Genomic DNA, 21,732 nt, shown 5'->3' with positions numbered 1-21,732 from the left:
GGACCGTCGCCATGCCGCGCTTTGACCGCAACCAACTCATGGACAAGTTCCGCGCCATGGTGCGCGACCGCCAGCCCATCGTGGGCGGCGGCGCGGGCACGGGGCTGTCGGCCAAGTGCGAGGAAGCCGGCGGCATCGACCTGATCGTGATCTACAACTCGGGCCGCTACCGCATGGCCGGCCGGGGCTCGCTGGCGGGCCTGCTGGCTTACGGCAACGCCAACGAGATCGTGGTCGACATGGGCCGCGAGGTGTTGCCCGTGGTCAAGCGCACGCCGGTGCTGGCGGGCGTGAACGGCACCGATCCGTTCTGCGACTTCGACGTGTTCCTGGACGACCTCAAGCGCCAGGGCTTCGCCGGCGTGCAGAACTTTCCCACCGTGGGCCTGATCGACGGCACCTTCCGCGCCAACCTGGAAGAAACCGGCATGGGCTACGGATTGGAGGTGGACATGATCCGCCTGGCGCACGAGAAGGGCATGCTGACCACGCCCTACGTGTTCAACGAAGCCGACGCCGTGGCCATGACCCGCGCCGGCGCCGACATCATCGTGGCGCACATGGGCCTGACCACCGGCGGCTCCATCGGCGCCGAAACCGCGCTGACGCTGGACGACTGCGTGGCCGCGATCGACCGCATCGCGGCCGCCGCGCTGGCGGTGCGCGATGACGTGATCGTGCTGTGCCATGGCGGTCCCATCGCCACGCCCGAGGACGCCGCCCACGTGCTGCGCGCCTGCAAGCATTGCCATGGCTTCTACGGCGCCAGCTCGATGGAGCGCCTGCCCACCGAACAGGCGCTGACCGCGGCCACGCGGGAATTCAAGGGTCTGACCTTCTAAGCTGTTTACCAGGCGCCGCGCACGGCGCCTTTTTCTTGTCTTTCACCGCATCACATCCTTCCTTTCACCGCATCCGCTTCGACAGGAGCCCCGCATGTCGCACACCGTGTATATCAGCGCCATCATCCATGCGCCGCTTGAGCAGGTCTGGCCCATGTTCCGCGATTTCAACGGCCTGGCCGGCTGGCATCCCGGCGTGGCCGTCAGCCGGCTTGAGGACGGCGGCCGCGCGGATGCCCTGGGTTCGGTGCGGCACCTGACGCTGCAGCCGTCCGGCTTCGTGCGCGAACAGCTGCTGATGCTGGACGACCAGGGCACGGCGCTGCGCTATTCCATCATCGAGACCGACCTGCCCATGCGCGACTACGTCGCCGGCGTGCAGCTGCGCCGCTTCACCGAAGGCGGGCTGACGCTGGTCGAATGGTGGGCCGACTTCCGCGTCGAGGCCGGCGCCGATCTGGCGGCCGTGGCCGGCGCCGTGGGGCAGGGCGTGTTCGCGGCGGGGCTGAAGGCGCTGGACGAGAAGCTGCGCCGCTAGGTCCCTAGGCCCTGCCCGCGCGCTTGCGCGCGGCGCGGGCGCAGCCGGGCGGCAGCTCGGCCGTTTTCAAATAATCGCGGATCGCGCCGATCAGCGCATCGGCCGCCGGACTCAAGGGATAGTCCAGGTGGCGGATCAGGCAGACCGTGCGCACCATGGTGGGCCGGGCCAGCAGCGCGTAGGCCAGTCCCGGCTCGCGCACGCGCTCGGCGGCCAGCGCCGGCAGCAGCGCCACGCCCAGTCCTGCCTTGACCAGCGCCGCCTGCGAGGTGGTGCTGGACGCCTCATGGAAGGGCGCGGCGGCCTCGATCGGCAGGTCGGCGCGGGCGCGCAGCAGCGCGATGATGCCGGTCTCGTCCACCACGCCCACCAATTGGCGGCCGGCCAGGTCCGCCCAGCGCACCGTGCCGTCCCGGCCCGGGCGCAGCCCGGCGTCGTCCTCGCGGTACAGCACGCCGAAGCGGTCTTCCAGCAGCGGCTCGAAATCCAGCCCGGGCGCGTCCGCCCAACGGCTGGTCAGGCCGAAATCGACCTCGCGCGCGGCCACCTTGCGCTGGATGCGGCCGGAGTTGTCGTCGCTCAGGTACAGGCGCACGGCGGGATGGCGCGCGGCGAAGGCGGCGGCCGCCGGCGCGATGATCTGGGTGATGGCCGACGGCGCCGCCGCCACGCCCACGCGTCCGCGCTCCAGCGCGCCGAAGCGCACCACGTCGCCGATGGCGCCGTCGAAGTCGGCCAGCAGGCGCATGACGCGCGGCAGGAATTCCTCGCCCGCCGCCGTCAGCAGCACGCGCCGGCTGGTGCGCGCGAACAGCAGGGTGGACAGCGCTTCCTCCAGCTGGCGCACCAGGCTGGTGACGGACGACTGGGTCTGGAACAGGCGCTCGGCGGCGCGCGTGAAGCTGGACTCCTGGGCCACCGCCACGAAGGCGTTCAGGTGCTTGAGCGTGACGTGCTTGGGCAGGCGATTCATTTCAAATCACGATGGATGGATCGATAAAAACAATTTTTCCAGATTGATTGGCCGGCCGATACTAGGGCCTTCATCAAGCCGGGACACGCGCATGCGGCAGGACAAGCTGGATCTGATCATCGAAGGCGGCTGGGTCATCGACGGCCTGGGCGGGCCGCGCGTGCGCGCCGACGTGGGCGTGGCGGATGGCCGCATCGCGGCGCTGGGCGACCTGTCCGGCTATATCGCCGACAGGCGGCTGGACGCGGCGGGACGCATCGTGGCGCCCGGCTTCATCGACGTGCACGGTCACGACGACCTGATGTTCGTGGAAAAACCGGACCTGGCCTGGAAGACCAGCCAGGGCATCACTTCGGTGGTGGTGGGCAACTGCGGCATCAGCGGCGCGCCCGCGCCGCTGCCGGGCAATCACGCGGCGGCGCTGGCCCTGCTGGGCGAGTCGCCGCTGTACGCCGACATGGATGCGTACTTCGCCACGTTGCAGGCGCAGCGGCCGATGATCAACGTGGCGGCGCTGGTCGGCCACGCCAACCTGCGGCTGGCGGCCATGCGCGATCCGTCGGCTCAGCCCACGGCCGATGAGCAGCGCGCCATGGAGCGCATGCTGGACGCCTCGCTGGCGGCCGGCGCGGTCGGCTTCAGCACCGGGCTGGCGTACCAGCCGGGCGGCATGGCGCGGGCGGCCGAGCTGGAGGGACTGGCCCGCGTGGCGGCCGCGCGCGGCGCGCTGCACACCAGCCACATCCGCAACGAGGGTGACACGGTCGAGGAATCGGTGGACGAGGTGCTGTCCATCGGCCGCCAGAGCGGCTGCGCCACGGTGCTGTCGCATCACAAGTGCATGATGCCGCGCAACTGGGGCAAGAGCCGCGCCACGCTGGCCAATATCGACCGCGCCCGGGCCGAGGGCGTGGACGTGGCGCTGGACATCTATCCCTATCCCGGCAGCTCCACCATACTGATCCCGGAGCGCGCCGAGCAGATCGACGACATCCGCGTCACCTGGTCGACGCCGCATCCCGAGTGCGCGGGCCGCTACCTAGCCGATATCGCCGCCGACTGGGGTTGCGACAGGACCGAGGCCGCGCGCCGGCTCTGTCCGGCCGGCGCGATCTATTTCGCCATGGACGAGGACGAGGTGCGCCGCATCTTCCAGCATGACTGCTGCATGGTCGGCTCGGACGGCCTGCCCAACGACGCGCATCCGCATCCGCGCCTGTGGGGCAGCTTCACGCGCGTGCTGGGCCGCTATGTGCGCGAAGCCGAGTTGCTGACGCTGGAGGCGGCGGTGGCCAAGATGAGCGCTCTGCCGGCGCGCGTGTTCGGCCTGGCCGGACGCGGCCGCATCGCCGTGGGCGCCTGGGCCGACATCGTGGTGTTCGATGCCGACACGGTGGCCGACCTGGCCACCTGGGAAGCGCCGACGCTGCCCTCGGCCGGCGTCGAGCGCGTGCTGGTCAACGGCGTACAGGTGCATCCGCCCTTGCCGGACACGCCGCGTCCCGGCCAGATCCTGCGCCGCTCGGTCGCGGCGCAAGCATAACGATTCCATCCACAGGAGACTCCCCATGTTCCGCAAGACCTGCGCCGCGCTGGCGCTGGCCGCCGCATTGCCGGCCGCCCATGCCGCCTTCCCCGAACGCCCCATCACGCTGATCGTGCCGTTTCCGGCCGGCGGCCCCACCGACATCGTGGGCCGCCTGGCGGCGGCCAAGGCCGGCGAGATCCTGGGCCAGCAGATCGTGGTGGAAAACCGCACCGGCGCGTCCGGCACCATCGGCATGGCCGCGACCGCGCGCGCCAAGCCCGACGGCTACACCGTCGGCCTGGCCACCGTGAGCACGCACGGCACCGCGCCACACCTGTTTCCCAACCTGGCCTATGACCCGGTCAAGGATTTCACGCCGGTCAGCAATCTGGTGACCAGCCCCAACATCCTCAGCGTCAATCCGCGGTACCCGGCCAAGAGCCTGGCCGGGTTCGTCGAGCATGTGCGCGCCAATCCGGGCCGGGACGGCTACGCCAACGCCGGCGCGGGCGGCGTCAACGACCTGGGCATGATCTGGTTCCTGCAGATCATCGGTGGCAAGATGAACAGCATCTCGTATCGCGGCTCGGCGCCGGCGCTGACCGACACGGTGGGCGGCGTCGTGCCGGTGATCTTCGACAATTTCCCGTCGTCGCTGCCGTATCTGAAGAGTAATCATCTGCGCGCGCTGGCCATCACCGGCCCGGCGCGCAACCCGCGCCTGCCGGACGTGCCGACCTTCGCCGAGCAGGGCTACAAGGACTACGACGTGACCGCCTGGTACGGCGTGGTGGCGCCGGCGGGCCTGCCCGACGACGTGCGCGACAAGCTGGCGCAAGCCTTCGCGCAGGCCGTGCGCGACCCGGCCACGGCGGCGAAAATGGAGGAAACCGGCGCCTTCCCGCTGGGCAACACGCCGGCCGAGTTCGGTGCGCAGATTCAGGCCGAGCGCGACCGCTGGAAGAGCGTGATCGACAAGGCCCAGATCAAGCTGCAATAAGGGCGTATCGCGGCGGCGTGGCGCGCGGCCGGCAGGCCCCGCGCGCGCCGCTTCAATACACGTCGCGGCGGTAGCGGCCGTCGTGCAGCAGCTGTTGCAAGCGGGCGTCGCCCAGGATGTCGCGCAGCGCCTCATCCACGCCGCCCGCCATGCCTTGCAGGCTGCCGCAGACGTAGACCGCCGCGCCCGCGTCGGTCCAGGCGCGAACCATGTGGGCCTGTTCGCGCAGCAGGTGCTGCACGTAGCGCCTTTCTTCCTGGTCGCGCGAGAACACGGCGTCCAGTCGTTCGATCTGGCCGGCGTCGCGCCAGCCTTCGATCTCGGCGCGGCAGAACCAGTCATGCGCGGCCTGGCGCTCGCCGAACACCAGCCAGTTGCGATGGCGGCCCGCCGCCAGGCGCGCCTTGAGCAGCGCGCGCAGGCCGGCCAGGCCGGTGCCGTTGCCGATCAGGATCATCGGCCGGTCGTCGTCGGGCGCGTGGAAATTGCGGTTGGACCGCAGCCGGAGATCGATCTCGTCGCCCAGCCGCGCCACGTGGGTCAGCCAGCCGCTGCCCAGGCCCAGGTCGCCATCGGGCCCGCGCATCTGGCGCACCAGCAATTGCAGCGCGCCGTCGACGGGCAGCGAGGCGATCGAGTATTCGCGGTGCGGCAGCAGTTCCCCGCCGCGTTCGCGGCGCGGGCCGATCTCGGCGATGTCGCCGGCCTGCCAGGCGGGCGCGGCGCCGGGCGGCGGCGCCAGCGTCAGCAGGTAGCAGGGGCCGCCCTGGCTGTCCGGGTTGAGTCGTTCGCGGCCTTGCAGACGCCAGGGTTCGTAGGCCGGCGTTTCCCAGTCGGGCAGGTCGCCGCGGCCGGCCAGCAGGCCCAGATGATGCTGCCAGTGGCGCAGCGCGGCGGCGTCGCCGTTGTCCACGTCGACGCGGTCGAACAGCGGCTGCGCGCCCTGTGCGCGCAGCCATTCATCCAGCGCGCGGCCGAAGCCGCAGAACTGCGCGTATTCGCTGTCGCCCAGCGCCAGCACGGCGTAGCGCAGGCCCGAAAGTTGCGGCGCCGCGCCGGCGGCGGCCGGCTGCATCAGGCTGGCGAAGGCGGCGGCGGCGTCGGGCGGATCGCCTTCGCCGTAGGTGCTGGCCACGAACAGCACGCGTTCGTAGCCGCGCAGTCGCGCCAGGTCGAGCTGGCCCAGCGCCGCGACGCGCACGTCCAGGCCGCCGGCGCGCAACGAGTCTGCGGTCTGGCCGGCCAGCGTCTCGGCGCAGCCGGTCTGGCTGGCGTGCGCGACGAGCACGGCGGCGCGCGGCGGCGGCTGGTCCAGCGCCTGGCGGGCCCGCGTTTCGCGCGCGCGCTCGCGGCGCGCGCGGCGCCAGGCCCAGGCGCATAGCAGCAGCCAGCACAGCACCACGCCGGCCGTGGCGGTCAGGCGCAGGGTCATGGCGTTCAAGATTGCGCGGCCAGCGCCTGGAACGCCGGGGTGGCGGCGAGCCGGAAGCCGCCGGTTTCGCGCAGGATGAACAGCGCCGCCAGTCCGTGGCGGCGGGCCAGGTCCAGGCCCTCGGTTTCGCCCAGCACGGTCAGCGCCGTGGCCAGCGCGTCGGCCTGCATGCAGTCGGCGTGCAGCACGGTGACCGAGGCCACGCCGTTGCGCACGGGCTGGCCGTCGCGCGGGTCGATGGTGTGGGCGTAGCGCGCGTCGCCGCTGCCGGCGTGGCGGCGGTAGTCGCCCGAGGTGGCGATGCTCAGGTCGCGCAGCGGCAGCGCCAACGCGTGGGCGTCGCTGGCGTCGGGCACTTCCACGGCCACGCGCCAGGGCTGGCCGTCGGGCCGCAGGCCGCGCGCGCGCAGCTCGCCGCCGACTTCCACCAGATAGCCGGTCGCGCCCAGCGCGTCCAGCGCCTGCGCGGCGCGGTCCACGCCATGGCCCTTCGCGATCGAGGACAGGTCCAGGTAGGTGCCGCCTTCCTGCCAGGCGGCGCGGCGTTCGGGGTCCAGCTTCACGCGTCGCCAGCCGCAGCGCGCGCGGGCCGCTTCGACGGCGGCGGGCGAGGGCGGTTCGAAGGCGCGCTGGTGCGGGCCGAAGCCCCAGGCGTTGACCAGCGGGCCGACGGTGGGGTCATAGGCGCCGCCGCTTTCTTCGGCCAGCGCCAGCGCGTGCGTCAGCACGTGCCAGAAGCCGGCGGGCAGCGCGCGCCAGCCGGGACCGGCGCGGTTGTAGCGGGTGATGTCGCTGTGGTCTTCCCAGGTGCTCATCTCGGCCACCACCTCGTCCAGCGCGGCCTGGATGGCCTGGCGCGCGGAGGTTTCGGCGCAGCCCTCGGGCAGCGCCAGCCGGGCCGACCAGGTGGTGCCCATGGTGGCGCCCGCCAGCGCGGCGGCCCTGGTGGCTGGCCGCGAGGGCGGGGCAGCGTAGGCCACGCGCACCACGGGCGCGGGCGCGCCCCGGGGCGCGTAGGACGCGGGCGCGGACATGGCGGCCTGGGCCTTCAACCGGATCAGGGCTTGAGCACTTCGAAGGTGCCGGCGTAGGACAGGCGGCGCTTCTTGGCCTGCGGCACGCTGACCTTGGCGTCTTCCATGCCGGCCTCGACCCAGTACAGGCCCGGCTGCGGCCACTTGACCGAGAACTTGCCGTCCTTGTCGGTCTTGGCCTTGATCTCGCCGACCTGGTCGCGATAGCGGATGCCGCCGGCCACGATGGTCATTTCCAGGTCCGGGGCGGGCTGGCCGTCCAGCAGCATCTGGAAGGTGGTGGTCTCGCCCGCGTACAGGTCGTTCGGGTGCGTGACGGGCGCCAGTTCCAGGCCTCGGCCCACGGGCTTGACGGCGCTGGGCTTGCCGGCGGTGACGAAGGTTTCGACGCGGCCCAGGCTTTGCGAGACTTCCAGCTCGTCGGCCTTGGCAGGCACGGCCTGGGCCATGCCCTCGGGCTTGCCGAAATAGCGCTTGGGCTTGCCGTCTTCCTTCCAGCGCGCGAACACGCCGTCGTTGACCACGGCCACGCGGTAGGTGCCGCTCTGCTTGAGCTGCAGGTCGAAGGTGCTGCGCAGCTTGCCTCGATTGAGGTTCTCGGCCTCGGCGGCCGAGCCGTCCGGCGCGGTCACGGCCAGTCCGTCCAGGCGCAGCGGCGCGTGGTTGAAGTGGAACTTGTCGTTGCCGACGGCGGCGTCCACGGTGATCCAGCTGTCGGCGCCCGACAGCACGGTGGAGGACGGCACGACCCAGACGTCGTGCGCGCCGGCGGCGAAGGGCAGGCACAGCGCCAGGGCGGCGGCCAGGTGTTTCATGGATTGCTTCATGGTTGCGCTCCTCGCGGTCGATTGGGCGTTGGCGTTCGTATTGCGGTTCATCACGGCTTCAGGTCCAGCGCGATGGCGCCCAGCTCATGCTCGCCGCGCGCGCTCAGCTGTTCGGCCTTCTGCGGCGGCCATTGGAAGGGGATGCGCAGCAGCTCGCGACCGCCGACCTCGCGGGCCGCTTCCACCACCACGGCGTACTGGCCGGGCTTGAGCTGGGCCAGCGGCTTGGCGGCGCCATTGAAGGCCAGCGCGTGCTTGCCGGCGGGCTTGGTCGCGCCGCTCACGCCGTCCACCGGGAACTGCTGGTTGCGGCCGCTGCGGCGCCACCACTGGCGCATGTCCTTGAGCCATTCGGTGCCTTCGTTGTTCTTCTTGGCCACGTCGTACCAGACGGCCAGGTCGGCGGCCACGCTCTGGTCGGGGTTCTCGATCCAGATCGCCACATAGGGGCGGTGGTATTCGGCCACGTCCAGGCGCGGCACCTCGATGGACAGGCCCAGGTCGGCCGCGTTGGCGGTCCGGGCGATCAGTCCGGCCACGAGGGCCGGCAGCAATAGCTTGCGCATGGATGTCTCCAGGGCGGATCGTTGAATCAATGGATGAAGAGCAGGGCCAGCACCACGGGGATCACGATCCCCAGGCCGACCATGGGCCAGGTCGCGGCGCGGTTGCCGGCGTGCAGTTTCAGCAGCACCAGACCGGTCAGCGAAAAGACCAGACAGGCCACGGCGAACACGTCCAGGAACCAGCTCCAGGCCAGGCCGGTATTGCGGCCCTTGTGCAGGTCGTTCAGGTACGAGATCCAGCCCCGGTCGGTGCGTTCGTATTCGATGTCGCCGCTGGCCAGGTCGATCGACAGCCAGGCGTCGCCGCCGGCGCGCGGCAGCGACAGGTAGATTTCATCGGCGGACCATTCGGCCGGCTTGCCGGCGGTGGACGTGTCCAGTTCGCGGTCCAGCCAGCGCGACACGGCGTCGGGCAGCGGCGCCTTCTTCCGGCCGGGCGCGGGCGCGAGCTGGCCCAGCGCGTCTTGCGGCAGCGTGGCATGGCGCGTGGTGACCACGGCCTTCGATTCGATATGGGAAGCGTTGTTCAGCGTCAGCCCCGTGACCGCGAACAGCAACATGCCCAGCAGGCAGATCGCCGAACTGATCCAGTGCCATTGGTGCAGCGTCTTGAGCCAGTAGGCCCGGCGCCGGGAGGGGAGATGACTGTCCATGTGATCGTGGGATAGCGCAGCGCCGGATTCTAGCACTTAATGAGAATGAATCTTATAAGTGAAGGAAGAAAGATCACGCTGCCATTTCAACCGGTTTCGCGGCGTGCCGCGAAGGCGACGGCGGAATCATGGCGAGCGCCGGAACGGGGCGATTGGCGCGGGATCGGAGTTTTTCGGCATACTGCTACGGTGCAATCCATCCAGCCCGAACCGCGCGGCTTTTCGATCCCATGTCCGCATACCAGACCCTGATTCCCCTGAACTTCCTGGCCGTCGGCCTGGGCGCCGCGCTGGGCGCGTGGGCCCGCTGGCTGGCCGGACTATGGCTGAACATCGAGTCCTGGCCCTGGGGCACGCTGGCCGTGAACCTCGTCGGCGGGTATCTGATCGGCCTGCTGCTCGCGCTGGTGACGGCGCATCCGGAATGGCCGGCCTGGGTGCGTTTGGGCGCCATCACCGGCTTTCTGGGTGGCCTGACCACGTTCTCGACCTTTTCCGCCGAGACCGTGGCCATGCTGGAACGCGGCGCCTATGGCAGCGCGCTGGGCTATGCCGGCATCAGCCTGGCAGGTTCGCTGCTGCTGACGGGGGCAGGGCTGGCGACGGCGGCGTTGTTCCGCTGAATTCGTCGGCGCAGGCGTTTCGCGCTCGCCTTCGGAGCGGACCGTCGCCGGATCCGGCGGCATGCAAGCCACCGATGCGCAATCAACCCGCGCGCCTCAGGTGGCGCGCGGGTTGAGCGTCCTGGCGGCGGCCAGCCCGCTCATCACCGCGCCTTCCAGCACGCCGGGATAGCCGGTGTCGGTCCAGTCGCCGGCCAGCGCCAGCGCGCGCCAGGGCGTGGTGTTCAGCGGCCGGGTCAGGCCCGGCACGGCGGCGAAGGTGGCGCGTTTTTCGATGAACAGTTCGGCCGCCCGGATCTCGGGCAGCGGCGGCAGCCGCGCGGGGTGGCGGGCCGCCTGCTCGGCCACCTGGTCGATCAGGGCCTCGATCACCGGCTGGCGGTTGCGCTCGGCCACGCCGACGGCGGCGCTGGCCACGACGGCCAGCTCGCCTGTCTTGTCGTCACCGACCAGGCGCGCGCGGTCGAACAGCCATTGGCCCAGATGGCCGCGCGCGGGATCCTCGCGCAGCATCATCATGGGTTCGGGCAGGCGCCAGGGGCCGGCCAGCCGGAGATTCAGCGTGGCGATCGGCAGGTAGTCGAAGGACTTGAGCGCGTCCAGCAGGCCGCCGGCGCCGGCCTCGCGCAGCGGCGCGTCCAGCAGGCGCGCGGCGAAGGCGGGTGGCACGGCCAGCACGGCGGCGTCGAAGCGCTCCTGGTTGACGACCACGCCGTCTTGCGAGGGCTGCAGCTGGCGCACCGTGTTGCCGTAGCGCATGGTCAGGTGCCGCGCGGCGGCGTCCGGCCACAACGCCGACAGGTCGGTGCAGGGCAGCAGCAGGTCGCTGGCTTCGCGCCTGCCGCCCAGGCTGTCGCGCAGCACGCGCGCATAGAGCCCGGCGCTGGCCTGGGCGGTGGGCGTGTTCAGCGCGGCCAGGCAGAGCGGATCCCATAGCTGGCGGATCAGGGTGTCGGATTGCGCGTAGTGGCGCAGCAGCTGCAGCACGGTCCATTCGCGCGGCGGCGCCCAGGACATGGCCTTGAGTCCGCGCATCAGGCGCAGCATGCCCAGGCGGTCGGACCAGGACAGGCCGCGCGCGCCCAGCACGGCCACGGCCAGGTGCAAGGGCGCCGGCAGGCGCGGAGCCGACAGGCGGAAGCGGCCGTCCAGGCTGGCCAGCCGCAGCGGGCGGCGCATCAGCAGGGCGTCGGGGTTGCGGCCGACGCGCCGCATCAGCGCCAGCGTGTGGCGGTAGGCGCCGGACAGCAGGTGCTGGCCGTTGTCCAGCGGCGTGTCGAATTCGCCGTGGAAGACGCGCCGCGCGCGTCCGCCGGGCGTGTGGCCTGCTTCGAAGACAGTGACCTTGGCGCCGGCCTCGCGCAGCGCCACGGCGGCGGCCAGGCCGGCCCAGCCCGCGCCGATGACCGCGGCCTTCACCGCGCCAGCCGGCGGACCAGCCCGCGGCCGCCGCCCACCCAGGTTTTCCAGGCTAGCCAGAGCTTGCGCAGGGGCGTCAGCGAAATGCGCTGGTGCAGCACCTGCCAGTTGTCGCGCTCGATCTCGTCGAGCAGCGCGTGATAGATGGCCGCCATCATCAGGCCCGGCCGCTGCGCGCGCCGGTCGGCCTCGGGCAGGCTGCGCATGGCCTCGCGGTACAGCTCGCGGGCGCGGTCGGCCTGGAACTTCATCAGCGCCGAGAAGCGCTCGGAGTATTCGCCATTGAGGATGTCCGAGGCCTTGACCTCGAACTGCTGCATGTCGTTGACCGGGATGTAGATGCGGCCGCGGCGGGCGTCGTCGCCCACGTCGCGGATGATGTTGGTCATCTGGAACGCCAGGCCCAGCTTCTCGGCGTAGACCAGGGTCCGCGGGTCGCTGTAGCCGAACACGCCGGCCGACAGCTCGCCCACCACGCCGGCGGCGTGCCAGCAGTATTTGCGCAGGCCCGGCCAGTCCAGGTAGCGGGTCTGGTCCAGGTCCATTTCCATGCCGTCGACCACCGCCAGCAGCCGCTCGCGCGTGATCGAACAGCTCTGCAGGTGCGGCCGCAGCGCGAGCGTCACCGGGTGCTCGGGCTTGCCTTCGAACATCTGGTCGATCTGGGTGCGCCACCAGGCCAGCTTGACGCGGGCCAGCGAGGGGTCGGTGCACTCGTCGACCACGTCGTCGACCTCGCGGCAGAAAGCGTACAGCGCGGTGATCGCGCGGCGGCGCTCGGGCGGCAGGAACAGGAACGAGTAGTAGAAGCTGGAGCCGCTCTTGGCGGCCTTGTCCTGGCAGTATTCGTCAGGGGTCATATTCGGCGGGGCCTGTTGCTTGTCTTGTTGCTTACTTGATGGAGCGCCACAGCATGATGGCCCAGTCCTTGGCGCCCAGTTCGGGGCGGTTCATGAATACATCGTAGCCGCCGGCCTCGATGCGTTCGAGCACGCGCAGCCCGCCCTGCACCACCATGCGCAGCTCCAGGCCGATGCGGCCCGGCAGCCGGCGCGCCAGCGGAGCGCCGAAGTGTAGCAGCGCGCGCGTGCGCTCCACCTGGAAGGCCATCAGTTCGCGCCAGGCGGGCGTCAGCCGGGCGGCGGCCAGGTCTTCCTCGGAGACGCCATGCCGGCGCAGGTCTTCCTGGGGCAGGTAGACGCGGTGCTTGTGCCAGTCGAGGCGCACGTCCTGCCAGAAATTGACCAGCTGCAGGCCGGTGCAGATGGCGTCGGATTGTTCCAGGTTCTGCGGGCTGGCGGCGTGGAACAGATGCAGCATCAGCCGGCCGACCGGATTGGCCGAGCGCGCGCAGTAGTCCAGCAGCGAGGCGTAGTCCTGGTAGCGCGCGACGGCGATGTCCTGCTCGAAGGCTGACAGCAGGTCGTAGAACGGCGTGATCGGCAGCTGGTGGCGCGCGATGGTGGCCGCCAGCGGCCCGAATATCCGCGCCAGCGCCGGATCGCCGGGGGCGGGCGTGGCGCCCGGCTCGGCGCCGATGCGGTGCAGCTCGGCGCGAAAGGCCGCCAGCTGCTGTTGCCGTTCGGCGTCGCTGGCGGGTCCTTCGTCGGCGATGTCGTCCGCGGCGCGGGCGAACCGGTATATATCGGTCACGGCGCCGCGCAGCCTGCGCGGCAGCAGCAGCGAGGCGACGGGGAAGTTCTCGTAGTGATCGATGGGCATGGTCCTGTGTTGCGGTCTGGCGGCGCCGGCCCGTCGGGGGCCGTGCCGGGGTTGTGTCCAGCCAAATATATGCCGGACCTCATGTCCTGGCCCTCATTGTAGTAATCCCTTGCGCATTCGCCGGTGGGGACGATCGGCTACATCTCGCCAAGGTGCGCCGGCATATGCCTGGGCGCTGACGGAAGGAGGCGCAAGGGGGCGGGTCTTCGCCAGCCGCCGGCCCGATCGGGGCTGCCGCGGATCCGGCTCCGCCGGTCCGCGCGCAGCGCCCCCTGGGGGGAAGCGCCGCAGGCGCCTCGGGGGGGGATATACTCCCCTCTGCTCAGGATTTCGCCATCATGCCGCGTCCCATATCCGCCACCATTTCCGTTTCCGCGCTTACCCACAACCTGGCCACGGTGCGCCGCCACCTGGATCAGACCGCCGCGGCGGCCCAGGGCCTGCCGCCGTCCATCTGGGCCGTCATCAAGGCCAATGCCTACGGCCACGGCATCGAACAGGCGGTGGCGGGGTTCTCCTCGGCGCAGGGGCTGGCGATGCTGGACCTGGACGAGGCGGTGCGCTGCCGCGAGGCCGGCTGGGGCGGTCCGATCCTGCTGCTGGAGGGTTTCTTCGAACCCGCCGACCTGGACATCGTCGACCGCTATCACCTGAGCACCAGCGTGCATCACCGCGAGCAGCTCGACATGCTGGCGCGGGCGCGCCTGTCGCGCAAGGTGGACATCATGCTCAAGCTGAACAGCGGCATGAACCGGCTGGGTTTCAGCCCGGCGGCCTATCCGGCGGCCTTCGAGCGCGCCCAGCTTCTGCAGCAGCAGGGCGTGCTGGGCTCGGTCGGCAAGATGACCCATTTCGCCTGCGCCGATGGTCCGCAGGGCGTCAACGAGCAGCTGGGCCTGTTCAATTCGGTGACGCACAGATTCCCGGGCGCGGTCAGCGTCTGCAATTCCGCCGCCACGCTGCGCTTCGCGGAAATCGCCGTCGGTTCCGAGACCCAGGCGCACTGGGTGCGGCCGGGCGTCTGCCTGTACGGCGCCTCGCCCTTCGCCGACGCGGACGCGGCCTCCTTCGGCCTGCGGCCTGCCCAGTCGCTGCGTTCCGAGATCATCGCGGTACAGGAACTCAAGGCCGGCGATTCGGTCGGCTACGGCGCCATTTTCCGCGCCGAGCGCGCCATGCGCATCGGCGTCGTGGCCTGCGGTTACGCCGACGGCTATCCCCGGCACGCCTCCACCGGCACGCCCGTCATGGTGGCAGGCGTGCGCACCCAGCTGGTTGGGCGGGTGTCCATGGACATGCTGATGGTCGATCTGGACCCGGTGCCCGCCGCCGGCGTGGGCTCGCCGGTCTCGCTCTGGGGCGAGGACGGCCCGTCGGTGGACGAGGTGGCGCAGGCCGCCGGCACCATCGGCTACGAGTTGCTGTGCGCGGTGGCGCCGCGCGTGCCGGTCATCCGCGAACCCTGAAGCGGCCACGGCCCGGAGTCGGTCCGTTTTTCGTTCCGCGCGCGCTGGCGCGAGGCGCCCCGTGGCGGGCGCGGGCTCCGCTTTGGCGCGGGGTGTACGCCGGGCAAGAATTGCTACGCAATTTACAAGACAGCCGGCCCCGGATGGTGTCTACTTGAATTTGTAAATTGAAAACCGGGCGCTCATGCGCCCGTTTTCACCCCAGAAAACAGACTGCGAGGTTTCGATCCATGAAGGACAAATGCGTGCTCATCACGGGAGCCACCAAGGGCATAGGCTGGGCGCTGACCCAGCGGCTGTCCGATCTGGGCTGCCACGTGGTCGGTATCGCGCGCAACACCACCGACGTGGATTTCCCCGGCTACCTGTATGCCTGTGATCTGTCCGACGCCGGCCGCACCGAGGAAGTGCTGCGCGAGATCCGCGACAAATTCCCCGTGGACGCGGTGGTCAACAACGTTGGCCTGGTGACGCCGCAGCCGTTGGGCGAGATCGACCTGGCCTCGCTGTACAGCGTGCTGGACCTGAACGTGCGCGTCGCGGTGCAGGTGACGCAGGCCTTCGTCGAATCGATGAAGGTGCGCCGCGCGGGCCGTATCGTCAACGTGTGCAGCCGCGCCATCCACGGCGGCCTGGAGCGCACCGCCTATTCGGCGGCCAAGAGCGCGCTGGTCGGCTGTACCCGCACCTGGGCGCTGGAACTGGCCGAGTACGGCATCACCGTCAACGCGGTGGCGCCGGGCCCGATCGAGACCGAGATGTTCCGCGCCACTCGTCCCGCCGGCAGCGACGCCGAGAAGCGCGCATTGGCCTCCGTGCCGATGAAGCGCCTGGGCGCGCCGGCCGAAGTGGCGGCCGCCATCGCCTTCCTGCTGTCCGACGACGCCGGCTTCATCACCGGCCAGGTGCTGGGCGTGGATGGGGGCGGCAGCCTGGGCGGACGCACCTGAGCCCGTGTCGGCCCTGGCATGAAAAACGCGCACCGTGGGTGCGCGTTTTTCATGGGCGGTCCGCAGACGATGGCGCTAGTACGGTCCCTTGGCGGGCGCTGGCGCCGCGACGTTCTTGAACTCGCCGGCCAGCCGTTCGGCGGCGCGCGCCAGCAGCACCGCGTCCACGCCCACCGCCACGAAGCTGGCGCCCAGCGACAGGTAGTGCCTGGCCCGCTCGACATTGCTGTGCAGGATGCCGGCGGCCTTGCCGCTCTGCACGATGCGGCGGATGGCCTCGTCGATGGCCTGCGTGACCTTGGGATGGTCGGGCTGGCCCAGGTAGCCCATGTTGGCGGACAGGTCGGCGGGGCCGATGAAGGCGCCATCCACGCCGTCCACCGCCAGGATGTCATCCAGCGCGTCGACGGCGCGCGGGGTTTCGATCTGCACCAGCACGCACATTTGATCGTTGGCGCGCGTCAGGTAGTTGGGGATGCGGTTCCAGCGCGAGGAGCGGGCCAGCGCGCTGCCCACGCCGCGGATGCCGGCGGGCGGATAGCGCACCGCGGCGACGGCGGCGGCGGCTTCCTCGGCCGACTGCACCATGGGCACCAGCAGCGTCTGCGCGCCGGTGTCCAGGATCTGCTTGATCTGCACGGGGTCGTTCCAGGCCGGGCGCACCACCGGCGCGACCGGATAGGCGGCCACCGACTGCAGTTGCGCCAGCGTGGTCTGCAGCGTGTTGGGGGCGTGCTCGCCGTCGATCAGCAGCCAGTCGAAGCCGGCGCCGGCGCAGATCTCGGACGTATAGGCGCTTGCCAGGCCGGCCCACAGGCCGATCTGGGGCTTGCCGGCGCGCAGCGCCTGCTTGAAGGGATTGGTCAGGATGTCCATGTACGACGGGCTCAGATGAATTGGCAGTTGACGGAGCCGAGCACGCCGTAGTCGACGTTGAAGGTGTCGCCGGCGCGGGCCGCGACCGGCCGGGTGAAGGAACCCGACAGGATGATCTCGCCCGCTTCCAGCGCCACGTCATGGGCGGCCAGCTTGTTCGCCAGCCATACTACGCCATTGGCCGGATGATTCAAGACGCCGGCGGCCACGCCGGTCTCCTCGATGACGGCGTTGCGCGACAGGATGGCGCCGATCCAGCGCAGGTCCAGCTCGCCGATTTTCACTGGTCGCCCGCCCAGCACCACGCCGGCGTTGGCGGCATTGTCGGCGATGGTGTCGAAGACCTTGCGCGGCCGCTTGCTGTCGGGATCGATGCCGTGCGAGCGCGCGTCGATGATCTCCAGCGCAGGGATCACGTAGTCCACCGCGTCGTAGACCTGGAACAGCGTGACGTTCGGGCCTTGCAGGCGCTTGCCCAGCACGAAGGCCAGCTCGACCTCCAGGCGCGGCAGGATGAAGCGGCCGGCGGGAATCTCGGCGCCGTCCTGGAAGAACATGTCGTCCAGCAGCATGCCGAAATCGGGTTCGTCGATCTGCGAGGCCTGCTGCATGGCGCGCGAGGTCAGGCCGATCTTGTGGCCGCGCTTGACGCGCCCCTCGGCCAGCTTGATTTCCATCCAGGCCTTCTGGATGGCGTAGGCGTCGGGGATGCCGATGTCGGGATGGTCGAGCGAGATCTGGCGGATCTGCGTCCGGGTGCGTTCGGCTTCGTGCAGGCGCGCCGCGAGGGCGCGCACGGTGGCGGTGTCCAGCATGGAGAGGTTCCAGGAGTGGGGGATGTCAGGCGGGCAGGGGGACCAGGGTGTTGACCAGTCTTCCCACCCCTTCGATTTCGGTCACGACCTCGTCGCCGGGCTTCACGTTGACGATGCCGTCGGGCGTGCCGGTCAGGATCAGATCGCCGGGCGAGAGCGTCATGAAGCTGCTGAAGTACTCGATCAGCGCGGGCACGTCGAACACCATGTCGCGCGTGTTGCCGAGCTGGGTGCGCACGCCGTTGACGTGGGTGGACAGCGTCAGGTTCATGGGGTCCGGGATGTCGTCGCGGTCCACCAGCCAGGGGCCCAGCGGCGTGCAGGTGTCGCGACTCTTGACGCGCAGGTTGGGGCGGTACCAGTTCTCCAGGTAGTCGCGCAGTGCGTAGTCGTTGGCCACGGTGTAGCCGGCCACATGGTCGTAGGCCTGATCTCGGCGCACATTGCGGGCGGTCTTGCCGATAACCACGGCCAGCTCGCACTCGTAATGCATGAACGCCACGTCGGCTGGACGGAAAGTGCGGGCGCGGTGGCCGACGAAGGTGTTGGCGGCCTTCAGGAAGCCCAGCGGTTCGGCGGGGGCTTTGAAGGCCAGTTCCTTGGCATGGTCGGCGTAGTTGATGGCCAGGGTGAAGGTGGTGCGCGGCTCGATGGGCGGCAGCCACTGGACCTGGTCCTCGGCCAGGACGCGGCCGTCCGGCAGGCGCACCAGGCCGGGGCCGGCTTCGGTGGCGGCGTGGACGATTCCGTCCAGGACGATGCGGGCGTGTTTCATGGCGGGTCCGATAGGGGAAGGATTCAGGCCGCCTGCAGGCGGTTGGCCAGCGAGCCGACGCCGGCGATGCGGATCTCGTAGCGCTGGCCGGCCCGCAGGCGCGGCGCGCCGGCAGGTACGCCCGCGAGCAGGATGTCGCCCGGCTCGAAGCTCATGAAGGCGGTCACATCGGCGATCAGCCGCGCCACCGGGCGGACCAGGTCGGCGGTGGTGGCGCGCTGCGCGGTCTGGCCGTCAACCAGCACCTCGATGTCCAGCGCGTCGGGATTGGCGACCGATGCGGCGGGCGTCAGGTCCCGGCCGATGGGGCAGAAGCCGTCGCGGCACTGCTGCTTGAGCGCGGGCCGGAAGTAGCTGGCGTGCGGCTCGGACAGGTCGGCCACCACCCGGTAGCCCGCCACGTAGTCGAGCGCCTGTGCCGCGCTGACGCGGGTGGCCGTCCGGCCGAACACGATGCCCAGGCAGGCGCCCACCTGCACCTCGGCCACGTCGGCCGGCACCAGGATGGCGTCGCCGTCCTGCGCGTGGGTGTTGGCGGGTTTGATATACAGCACGGGGGCTTGCGGCGGCCGCTGGTAGGGCGGGGCGTGCGCGGCTTCGCCCAGCGCCTCCAGCTGCTGCCGGTAGTTGAGCGCCGCGCCGACCACGGTGCGCGGCGGCCGCAGCGCGGCCTCGGCGCGCGCCTTCAGGTAGTCGCGGTAGTTGTTGAGCTTGTAGTTCAGCACCGGATCCGCTTCCTCGATCTGCAGCGACAGGCCCAGCGGCCGCGCCGCCATCTGCGCCGCCATGGCGTCGGTCAGCGCCCGGAACACGCGTTCCCCCAGCGCGGACTTCTGCGCGTCGCTGCGGCCGTGGCCGATGCGCAGCAGCACATGGACGAAGGCATTGTCGGGATGGCCGTCGACGATCAGGCAGTCGTCGATCCTGACGGCGCGGGTGCGCGCGCCGGCCAGCGGAAACAGCGACCCGTCGCCGATGGCGGCATCCTGCACGGTGCGCATCAGCGCGCGCGTGTCCAGGTCCAGGTTGCCTGAATACTCGATCCAGATATGCGGCATGGCGGTTGCGGGAACGGGGTTCCCCTCCGTGCTAAGTGGTTATCATGTTAATTAATGATAGTGAAAAAGCCCGCCAGCGGCAATGCGCCAGCGCCGCAAACGGCCTTGGGGATTTCCCGCTGCGGGCCGCGGGCTGTTGACAGGCGTGGTTCTTCGATAATAATGTTAACGAGTTAACTAATAGGATATGTCCGACCGCGCGGCGCCGCCCGCGCGTCGGTCCGCAGCCAGGAGTCGAGCGTGAGCATCAAGCATTGGATCAACGGCAGGCAGGTCGACAGCAAGGATCGCTTTGTCACCTATAACCCAGCCACGGGCGAGGCCATCGCCGAAGTCGCCGCCGGCGGTCAGGCCGAGATCGACGCGGCCGTGGCCGCCGCCGCCGAGGCCTTTCCCAAGTGGGCCAACACGCCCGCCAAGGAGCGCGCCCGCCTGATGCGACGGCTGGGCGAGCTGATCGATCAGAACGTGCCCATGCTGGCCGAGTTGGAAACGCGCGACACCGGCCTGCCGATCTCGCAGACGCGCAAGCAGCTGATTCCGCGCGCCTCGGAGAACTTCAATTTCTTCGCCGAAGTCTGCACCCGCATGAACGGCCACACCTATCCGGTCGACGACCAGATGCTGAACTACACGCTGTATCAGCCGGTGGGCGTGTGCGCGTTGATCTCGCCGTGGAACGTGCCCTTCATGACCGCCACCTGGAAGACGGCGCCGTGCCTGGCGTTGGGCAACACGGCGGTGCTGAAGATGTCGGAGCTGTCGCCGCTGACCGCCGACCAGCTCGGCATGCTGGCGTTGGAGGCAGGCATTCCGCCCGGCGTGCTGAACGTGGTGCAGGGCTATGGCGCCGATGCGGGGGATGCGCTGGTGCGTCATCCGGGCGTGCGCGCCATCTCGTTCACCGGCGGCACCGTCACCGGCAAGAAGATCCTGGCCAGCGCCGGCGGCGTCAAGAAATACTCGATGGAGCTGGGCGGCAAGTCGCCGGTGCTGGTGTTCGACGACGCCGATGTCGAACGCGCGCTGGACGCGGCGCTGTTCACCATCTTCTCGCTCAACGGCGAACGCTGCACCGCCGGCTCGCGCATCTTCGTGCAGGAAACCATTTACGACGATTTCGTGCGCCGCTTCGCCGAGCGCGCGAACCGGCTGGTGGTGGGCGACCCGACCGACGAGCATACCCATGTCGGTTCGATGATCACGCGCCAGCATTGGGAAAAGGTCACTGGCTACATCCGTCTGGCCGAGGAAGAGGGCGCCCGCGTGCTGGCCGGCGGTCCGGAACTGCCCGCCGGCCTGCCGGCGCGGCTGGCTGGCGGCAATTTCGTGCGTCCCACGGTGCTGGCCGACGTGGACAACCGCATGCGCTGCGCCCAGGAAGAGATCTTCGGCCCGGTCGCCTGCCTGCTGCCCTTCAAGGACGAGGTCGACGGCCTGACGCTGGCCAACGATGTGAAGTACGGACTGGCGTCCTACATCTGGACCCGCGATATCGGCCGCGCGCATCGGCTGGCGCGCCGCATCGAGGCCGGCATGGTGTTCATCAACAGCCAGAACGTGCGCGACCTGCGCCAGCCTTTCGGCGGCACCAAGGAATCGGGCACGGGCAGGGAAGGCGGTGAATACAGCTACGAGGTATTCGCCGAGGTCAAGAACGTCTGCGTTTCCATGGGCAGCCATCACATCCCGCGCTGGGGCGTGTAGGCCGTCCTTCATATCCCCACAACACAAGACCAGAACCAGGAGACAAACACCATGGGCAAGCTCGCGCTGGCGGCCAAGGTGACGCATGTGCCGTCGATGTATCTGTCGGAAATGCCCGGCAAGCATCAGGGTTGCCGAGAGGCGGCGATCCAGGGGCATCGGGAGATCGGCCGGCGTTGCCGCGAACTCGATGTGGACACGATGGTGGTGCTGGACGTGCACTGGCTGGTCAACGCCGGCTATCACATCAATTGCAACGATCGCTTCGAGGGCTGCTACACCAGCAACGAGCTGCCGCATTTCATCAAGGACATGCGCTACGCCTACCGTGGCGATCCCGAACTGGGCCGCCGCATCGCCGAATGCGCCAACGCGGCGGGCGTGGGTACGCGCGCGCACGAAATCGGCAGCCTGGAACTGGAATACGGCACGTTGGTGCCGATGCGCTACATGAACGGCGACGACCGTTTCAAGGTGGTGTCGGTGGCTGCCTGGTGCGCCTGGCACACGCTGGAGGACAGCCGACGCTTCGGCGCCGCGCTGCGCCAGGCGATCGAGCAGAGCGACAGCCGTGTGGCGGTGCTGGCCAGCGGCTCGCTGTCGCATCGCTTCAACGACAACGGCAGCGGCGAAGCCACCATGCACGAGATCAGCCGGGAGTTCTTCCGGCAGGTGGACTTGCGCGTGGTGGATCTGTGGCGCCAGGGCGACTGGAAGACCTTTTGCGCCATGCTGCCGGAATACGCGGACCTGTGCGTGGGCGAGGGCGGCATGCACGATACCGCCATGCTGTTGGGCCTGCTGGGCTGGGATGCCTACGACCAGCCGGCGGAGATCGTCACCGAGTACTTCGCCAGCTCCGGCACGGGCCAGCTGAACGCGGTCTTTCCGGTGCCGGCCTGAGCGCGCGGCGCGGACCGGCGCCCGC

At 69.9% G+C, this 21,732-nt stretch carries 22 protein-coding genes; 9 read left to right on the top strand and 13 right to left on the bottom strand.

Translation table 11 applies throughout. The features are described from left to right. The first annotated feature begins 11 nt into the window (after nt 1-11). Together C2U31_RS24665 and C2U31_RS24660 are read left to right on the top strand one after the other, a co-directional pair. The gene (locus tag C2U31_RS24665; RefSeq protein ID WP_103275207.1) at nt 12-842 is read left to right on the top strand and encodes a phosphoenolpyruvate hydrolase family protein; all 831 of its coding nucleotides are present in this window, start codon (nt 12-14) and stop codon (nt 840-842) included. A gap of 94 nt (nt 843-936) precedes the next feature. Further along, nucleotides 937-1,380, top strand: a complete 444-nt coding sequence (locus C2U31_RS24660) for an SRPBCC family protein (protein WP_103275206.1) — start codon at nt 937-939, stop codon at nt 1,378-1,380. 4 nt (nt 1,381-1,384) lie between these two features. On the opposite strand, the gene C2U31_RS24655 is transcribed toward C2U31_RS24660, so the two are convergent. Then, a complete protein-coding gene (locus C2U31_RS24655; protein ID WP_103275205.1) occupies nt 1,385-2,353 on the bottom strand; it encodes a LysR family transcriptional regulator in 969 nt (322 codons plus the stop codon). 91 nt (nt 2,354-2,444) lie between these two features. Here C2U31_RS24655 and C2U31_RS24650 point away from each other — a divergent pair, with 91 nt between their 5' ends. After that, a complete protein-coding gene (locus tag C2U31_RS24650; protein ID WP_103275204.1) occupies nt 2,445-3,896 on the top strand; it encodes an amidohydrolase family protein in 1,452 nt (483 codons plus the stop codon). Between the two features lie 25 nt (nt 3,897-3,921). Beyond that, nucleotides 3,922-4,881 carry a tripartite tricarboxylate transporter substrate binding protein BugE gene (locus C2U31_RS24645; RefSeq protein ID WP_103275203.1) on the top strand — a complete coding sequence of 320 codons (960 nt, stop codon included), beginning with the start codon at nt 3,922-3,924 and terminating at the stop codon, nt 4,879-4,881. Nucleotides 4,882-4,933: 52 nt separating this feature from the next. Here C2U31_RS24645 and C2U31_RS24640 read toward each other — a convergent pair whose 3' ends face one another. From C2U31_RS24640 to C2U31_RS24620, 5 genes are read right to left on the bottom strand one after another with little or no spacing between them, the layout of a single operon-like run. Then, nucleotides 4,934-6,313, bottom strand: coding sequence for a sulfite reductase subunit alpha (locus tag C2U31_RS24640; RefSeq protein ID WP_103275202.1), 1,380 nt, complete (start codon nt 6,311-6,313; stop codon nt 4,934-4,936). Nucleotides 6,314-6,318: 5 nt separating this feature from the next. After that, nucleotides 6,319-7,347 carry an FAD:protein FMN transferase gene (locus C2U31_RS24635; RefSeq protein WP_103276559.1) on the bottom strand — a complete coding sequence of 343 codons (1,029 nt, stop codon included), beginning with the start codon at nt 7,345-7,347 and terminating at the stop codon, nt 6,319-6,321. A gap of 23 nt (nt 7,348-7,370) precedes the next feature. Then, nucleotides 7,371-8,174 (bottom strand): DUF4198 domain-containing protein, encoded by an 804-nt coding sequence (locus C2U31_RS24630; protein WP_103275201.1) that lies wholly within the window; start codon nt 8,172-8,174, stop codon nt 7,371-7,373. Nucleotides 8,175-8,224: 50 nt separating this feature from the next. Further along, a complete protein-coding gene (locus tag C2U31_RS24625) occupies nt 8,225-8,740 on the bottom strand; it encodes a DUF2271 domain-containing protein (RefSeq protein WP_103275200.1) in 516 nt (171 codons plus the stop codon). 26 nt (nt 8,741-8,766) lie between these two features. Continuing rightward, the gene (locus tag C2U31_RS24620; RefSeq protein ID WP_103275199.1) at nt 8,767-9,393 is read right to left on the bottom strand and encodes a PepSY-associated TM helix domain-containing protein; all 627 of its coding nucleotides are present in this window, start codon (nt 9,391-9,393) and stop codon (nt 8,767-8,769) included. Between the two features lie 230 nt (nt 9,394-9,623). On the opposite strand from C2U31_RS24620, the gene crcB reads away from it, so the two are divergent. Beyond that, nucleotides 9,624-10,016: a fluoride efflux transporter CrcB gene (gene crcB / locus C2U31_RS24615; protein WP_103275198.1), complete on the top strand. Its 393-nt coding sequence runs from the start codon at nt 9,624-9,626 to the stop codon at nt 10,014-10,016. Nucleotides 10,017-10,112: 96 nt separating this feature from the next. Here the strand turns inward: crcB and hpnE are convergent, their stop codons facing one another. Genes hpnE through hpnC form a run of 3 tightly spaced genes read right to left on the bottom strand, consistent with a single transcriptional unit; the run spans nt 10,113 to nt 13,157 of the window. Continuing rightward, nucleotides 10,113-11,435 carry a hydroxysqualene dehydroxylase HpnE gene (hpnE, locus tag C2U31_RS24610; protein WP_103275197.1) on the bottom strand — a complete coding sequence of 441 codons (1,323 nt, stop codon included), beginning with the start codon at nt 11,433-11,435 and terminating at the stop codon, nt 10,113-10,115. After that, complete coding sequence (gene hpnD / locus C2U31_RS24605) at nt 11,432-12,295, bottom strand: presqualene diphosphate synthase HpnD (protein WP_103275196.1); 864 nt, start codon at nt 12,293-12,295, stop codon at nt 11,432-11,434. Before hpnD ends, hpnE begins: the two co-directional genes overlap by 4 nt. Nucleotides 12,296-12,326: 31 nt before the next feature. Then, a complete protein-coding gene (gene hpnC, locus C2U31_RS24600) occupies nt 12,327-13,157 on the bottom strand; it encodes a squalene synthase HpnC (RefSeq protein ID WP_103275195.1) in 831 nt (276 codons plus the stop codon). 338 nt (nt 13,158-13,495) lie between these two features. On the opposite strand from hpnC, the gene alr reads away from it, so the two are divergent. After that, nucleotides 13,496-14,623 carry an alanine racemase gene (gene alr, locus C2U31_RS24595; protein ID WP_103275194.1) on the top strand — a complete coding sequence of 376 codons (1,128 nt, stop codon included), beginning with the start codon at nt 13,496-13,498 and terminating at the stop codon, nt 14,621-14,623. 230 nt (nt 14,624-14,853) lie between these two features. Beyond that, entirely contained in the window at nt 14,854-15,573 is a 720-nt protein-coding gene (locus C2U31_RS24590) for an SDR family oxidoreductase (RefSeq protein WP_103275193.1), read from the top strand. A gap of 75 nt (nt 15,574-15,648) precedes the next feature. On the opposite strand, the gene hpaI is transcribed toward C2U31_RS24590, so the two are convergent. The 4 genes from hpaI to C2U31_RS24570 are packed head-to-tail and all read right to left on the bottom strand — an operon-like array spanning nt 15,649 to nt 19,097. Beyond that, the gene (gene hpaI, locus C2U31_RS24585) at nt 15,649-16,449 is read right to left on the bottom strand and encodes a 4-hydroxy-2-oxoheptanedioate aldolase (RefSeq protein ID WP_103275192.1); all 801 of its coding nucleotides are present in this window, start codon (nt 16,447-16,449) and stop codon (nt 15,649-15,651) included. A gap of 11 nt (nt 16,450-16,460) precedes the next feature. Continuing rightward, nucleotides 16,461-17,264: a 2-oxo-hept-4-ene-1,7-dioate hydratase gene (hpaH, locus tag C2U31_RS24580; RefSeq protein WP_103275191.1), complete on the bottom strand. Its 804-nt coding sequence runs from the start codon at nt 17,262-17,264 to the stop codon at nt 16,461-16,463. A 25-nt stretch (nt 17,265-17,289) separates the two neighbouring features. After that, nucleotides 17,290-18,039, bottom strand: coding sequence for a fumarylacetoacetate hydrolase family protein (locus C2U31_RS24575; RefSeq protein ID WP_103275190.1), 750 nt, complete (start codon nt 18,037-18,039; stop codon nt 17,290-17,292). Between the two features lie 23 nt (nt 18,040-18,062). Further along, nucleotides 18,063-19,097, bottom strand: a complete 1,035-nt coding sequence (locus tag C2U31_RS24570; RefSeq protein WP_103275189.1) for a fumarylacetoacetate hydrolase family protein — start codon at nt 19,095-19,097, stop codon at nt 18,063-18,065. A gap of 240 nt (nt 19,098-19,337) precedes the next feature. Between C2U31_RS24570 and hpaE the strand changes: the two genes are divergently transcribed. After that, nucleotides 19,338-20,804, top strand: a complete 1,467-nt coding sequence (gene hpaE / locus C2U31_RS24565) for a 5-carboxymethyl-2-hydroxymuconate semialdehyde dehydrogenase (RefSeq protein WP_103275188.1) — start codon at nt 19,338-19,340, stop codon at nt 20,802-20,804. A gap of 51 nt (nt 20,805-20,855) precedes the next feature. After that, on the top strand, nt 20,856-21,707 hold the full coding sequence (hpaD, locus tag C2U31_RS24560) for a 3,4-dihydroxyphenylacetate 2,3-dioxygenase (RefSeq protein WP_103275187.1): 852 nt from the start codon (nt 20,856-20,858) through the stop codon (nt 21,705-21,707). Nucleotides 21,708-21,732: the final 25 nt, after the last annotated feature.

Source organism: Achromobacter sp. AONIH1 (assembly GCF_002902905.1).
Classification (GTDB): domain Bacteria; phylum Pseudomonadota; class Gammaproteobacteria; order Burkholderiales; family Burkholderiaceae_B; genus Achromobacter.
The sequence above is the reverse complement of the archived record's forward strand: the minus strand, read 5'-3'. Positions and strand labels throughout refer to the sequence as shown.

Bases quoted from the DNA above. Each gene is read 5' to 3' on its own strand.
- C2U31_RS24665 (WP_103275207.1), top strand. From the start codon at position 12: ATGCCGCGCTTTGACCGCAACCAACTCATGGACAAGTTCCGCGCCATG.
- C2U31_RS24635 (WP_103276559.1), bottom strand. From the start codon at position 7,347: ATGTCCGCGCCCGCGTCCTACGCGCCCCGGGGCGCGCCCGCGCCCGTG.
- hpnC (WP_103275195.1), bottom strand. From the start codon at position 13,157: ATGCCCATCGATCACTACGAGAACTTCCCCGTCGCCTCGCTGCTGCTG.
- C2U31_RS24650 (WP_103275204.1), top strand. From the start codon at position 2,445: ATGCGGCAGGACAAGCTGGATCTGATCATCGAAGGCGGCTGGGTCATC.
- hpnD (WP_103275196.1), bottom strand. From the start codon at position 12,295: ATGACCCCTGACGAATACTGCCAGGACAAGGCCGCCAAGAGCGGCTCC.
- C2U31_RS24640 (WP_103275202.1), bottom strand. From the start codon at position 6,313: ATGACCCTGCGCCTGACCGCCACGGCCGGCGTGGTGCTGTGCTGGCTG.
- hpaH (WP_103275191.1), bottom strand. From the start codon at position 17,264: ATGCTGGACACCGCCACCGTGCGCGCCCTCGCGGCGCGCCTGCACGAA.
- C2U31_RS24590 (WP_103275193.1), top strand. From the start codon at position 14,854: ATGAAGGACAAATGCGTGCTCATCACGGGAGCCACCAAGGGCATAGGC.
- C2U31_RS24625 (WP_103275200.1), bottom strand. From the start codon at position 8,740: ATGCGCAAGCTATTGCTGCCGGCCCTCGTGGCCGGACTGATCGCCCGG.
- C2U31_RS24660 (WP_103275206.1), top strand. From the start codon at position 937: ATGTCGCACACCGTGTATATCAGCGCCATCATCCATGCGCCGCTTGAG.
- hpaI (WP_103275192.1), bottom strand. From the start codon at position 16,449: ATGGACATCCTGACCAATCCCTTCAAGCAGGCGCTGCGCGCCGGCAAG.
- alr (WP_103275194.1), top strand. From the start codon at position 13,496: ATGCCGCGTCCCATATCCGCCACCATTTCCGTTTCCGCGCTTACCCAC.
- C2U31_RS24620 (WP_103275199.1), bottom strand. From the start codon at position 9,393: ATGGACAGTCATCTCCCCTCCCGGCGCCGGGCCTACTGGCTCAAGACG.
- C2U31_RS24645 (WP_103275203.1), top strand. From the start codon at position 3,922: ATGTTCCGCAAGACCTGCGCCGCGCTGGCGCTGGCCGCCGCATTGCCG.
- C2U31_RS24570 (WP_103275189.1), bottom strand. From the start codon at position 19,097: ATGCCGCATATCTGGATCGAGTATTCAGGCAACCTGGACCTGGACACG.
- C2U31_RS24630 (WP_103275201.1), bottom strand. From the start codon at position 8,174: ATGAAGCAATCCATGAAACACCTGGCCGCCGCCCTGGCGCTGTGCCTG.
- C2U31_RS24655 (WP_103275205.1), bottom strand. From the start codon at position 2,353: ATGAATCGCCTGCCCAAGCACGTCACGCTCAAGCACCTGAACGCCTTC.
- hpaD (WP_103275187.1), top strand. From the start codon at position 20,856: ATGGGCAAGCTCGCGCTGGCGGCCAAGGTGACGCATGTGCCGTCGATG.
- C2U31_RS24575 (WP_103275190.1), bottom strand. From the start codon at position 18,039: ATGAAACACGCCCGCATCGTCCTGGACGGAATCGTCCACGCCGCCACC.
- crcB (WP_103275198.1), top strand. From the start codon at position 9,624: ATGTCCGCATACCAGACCCTGATTCCCCTGAACTTCCTGGCCGTCGGC.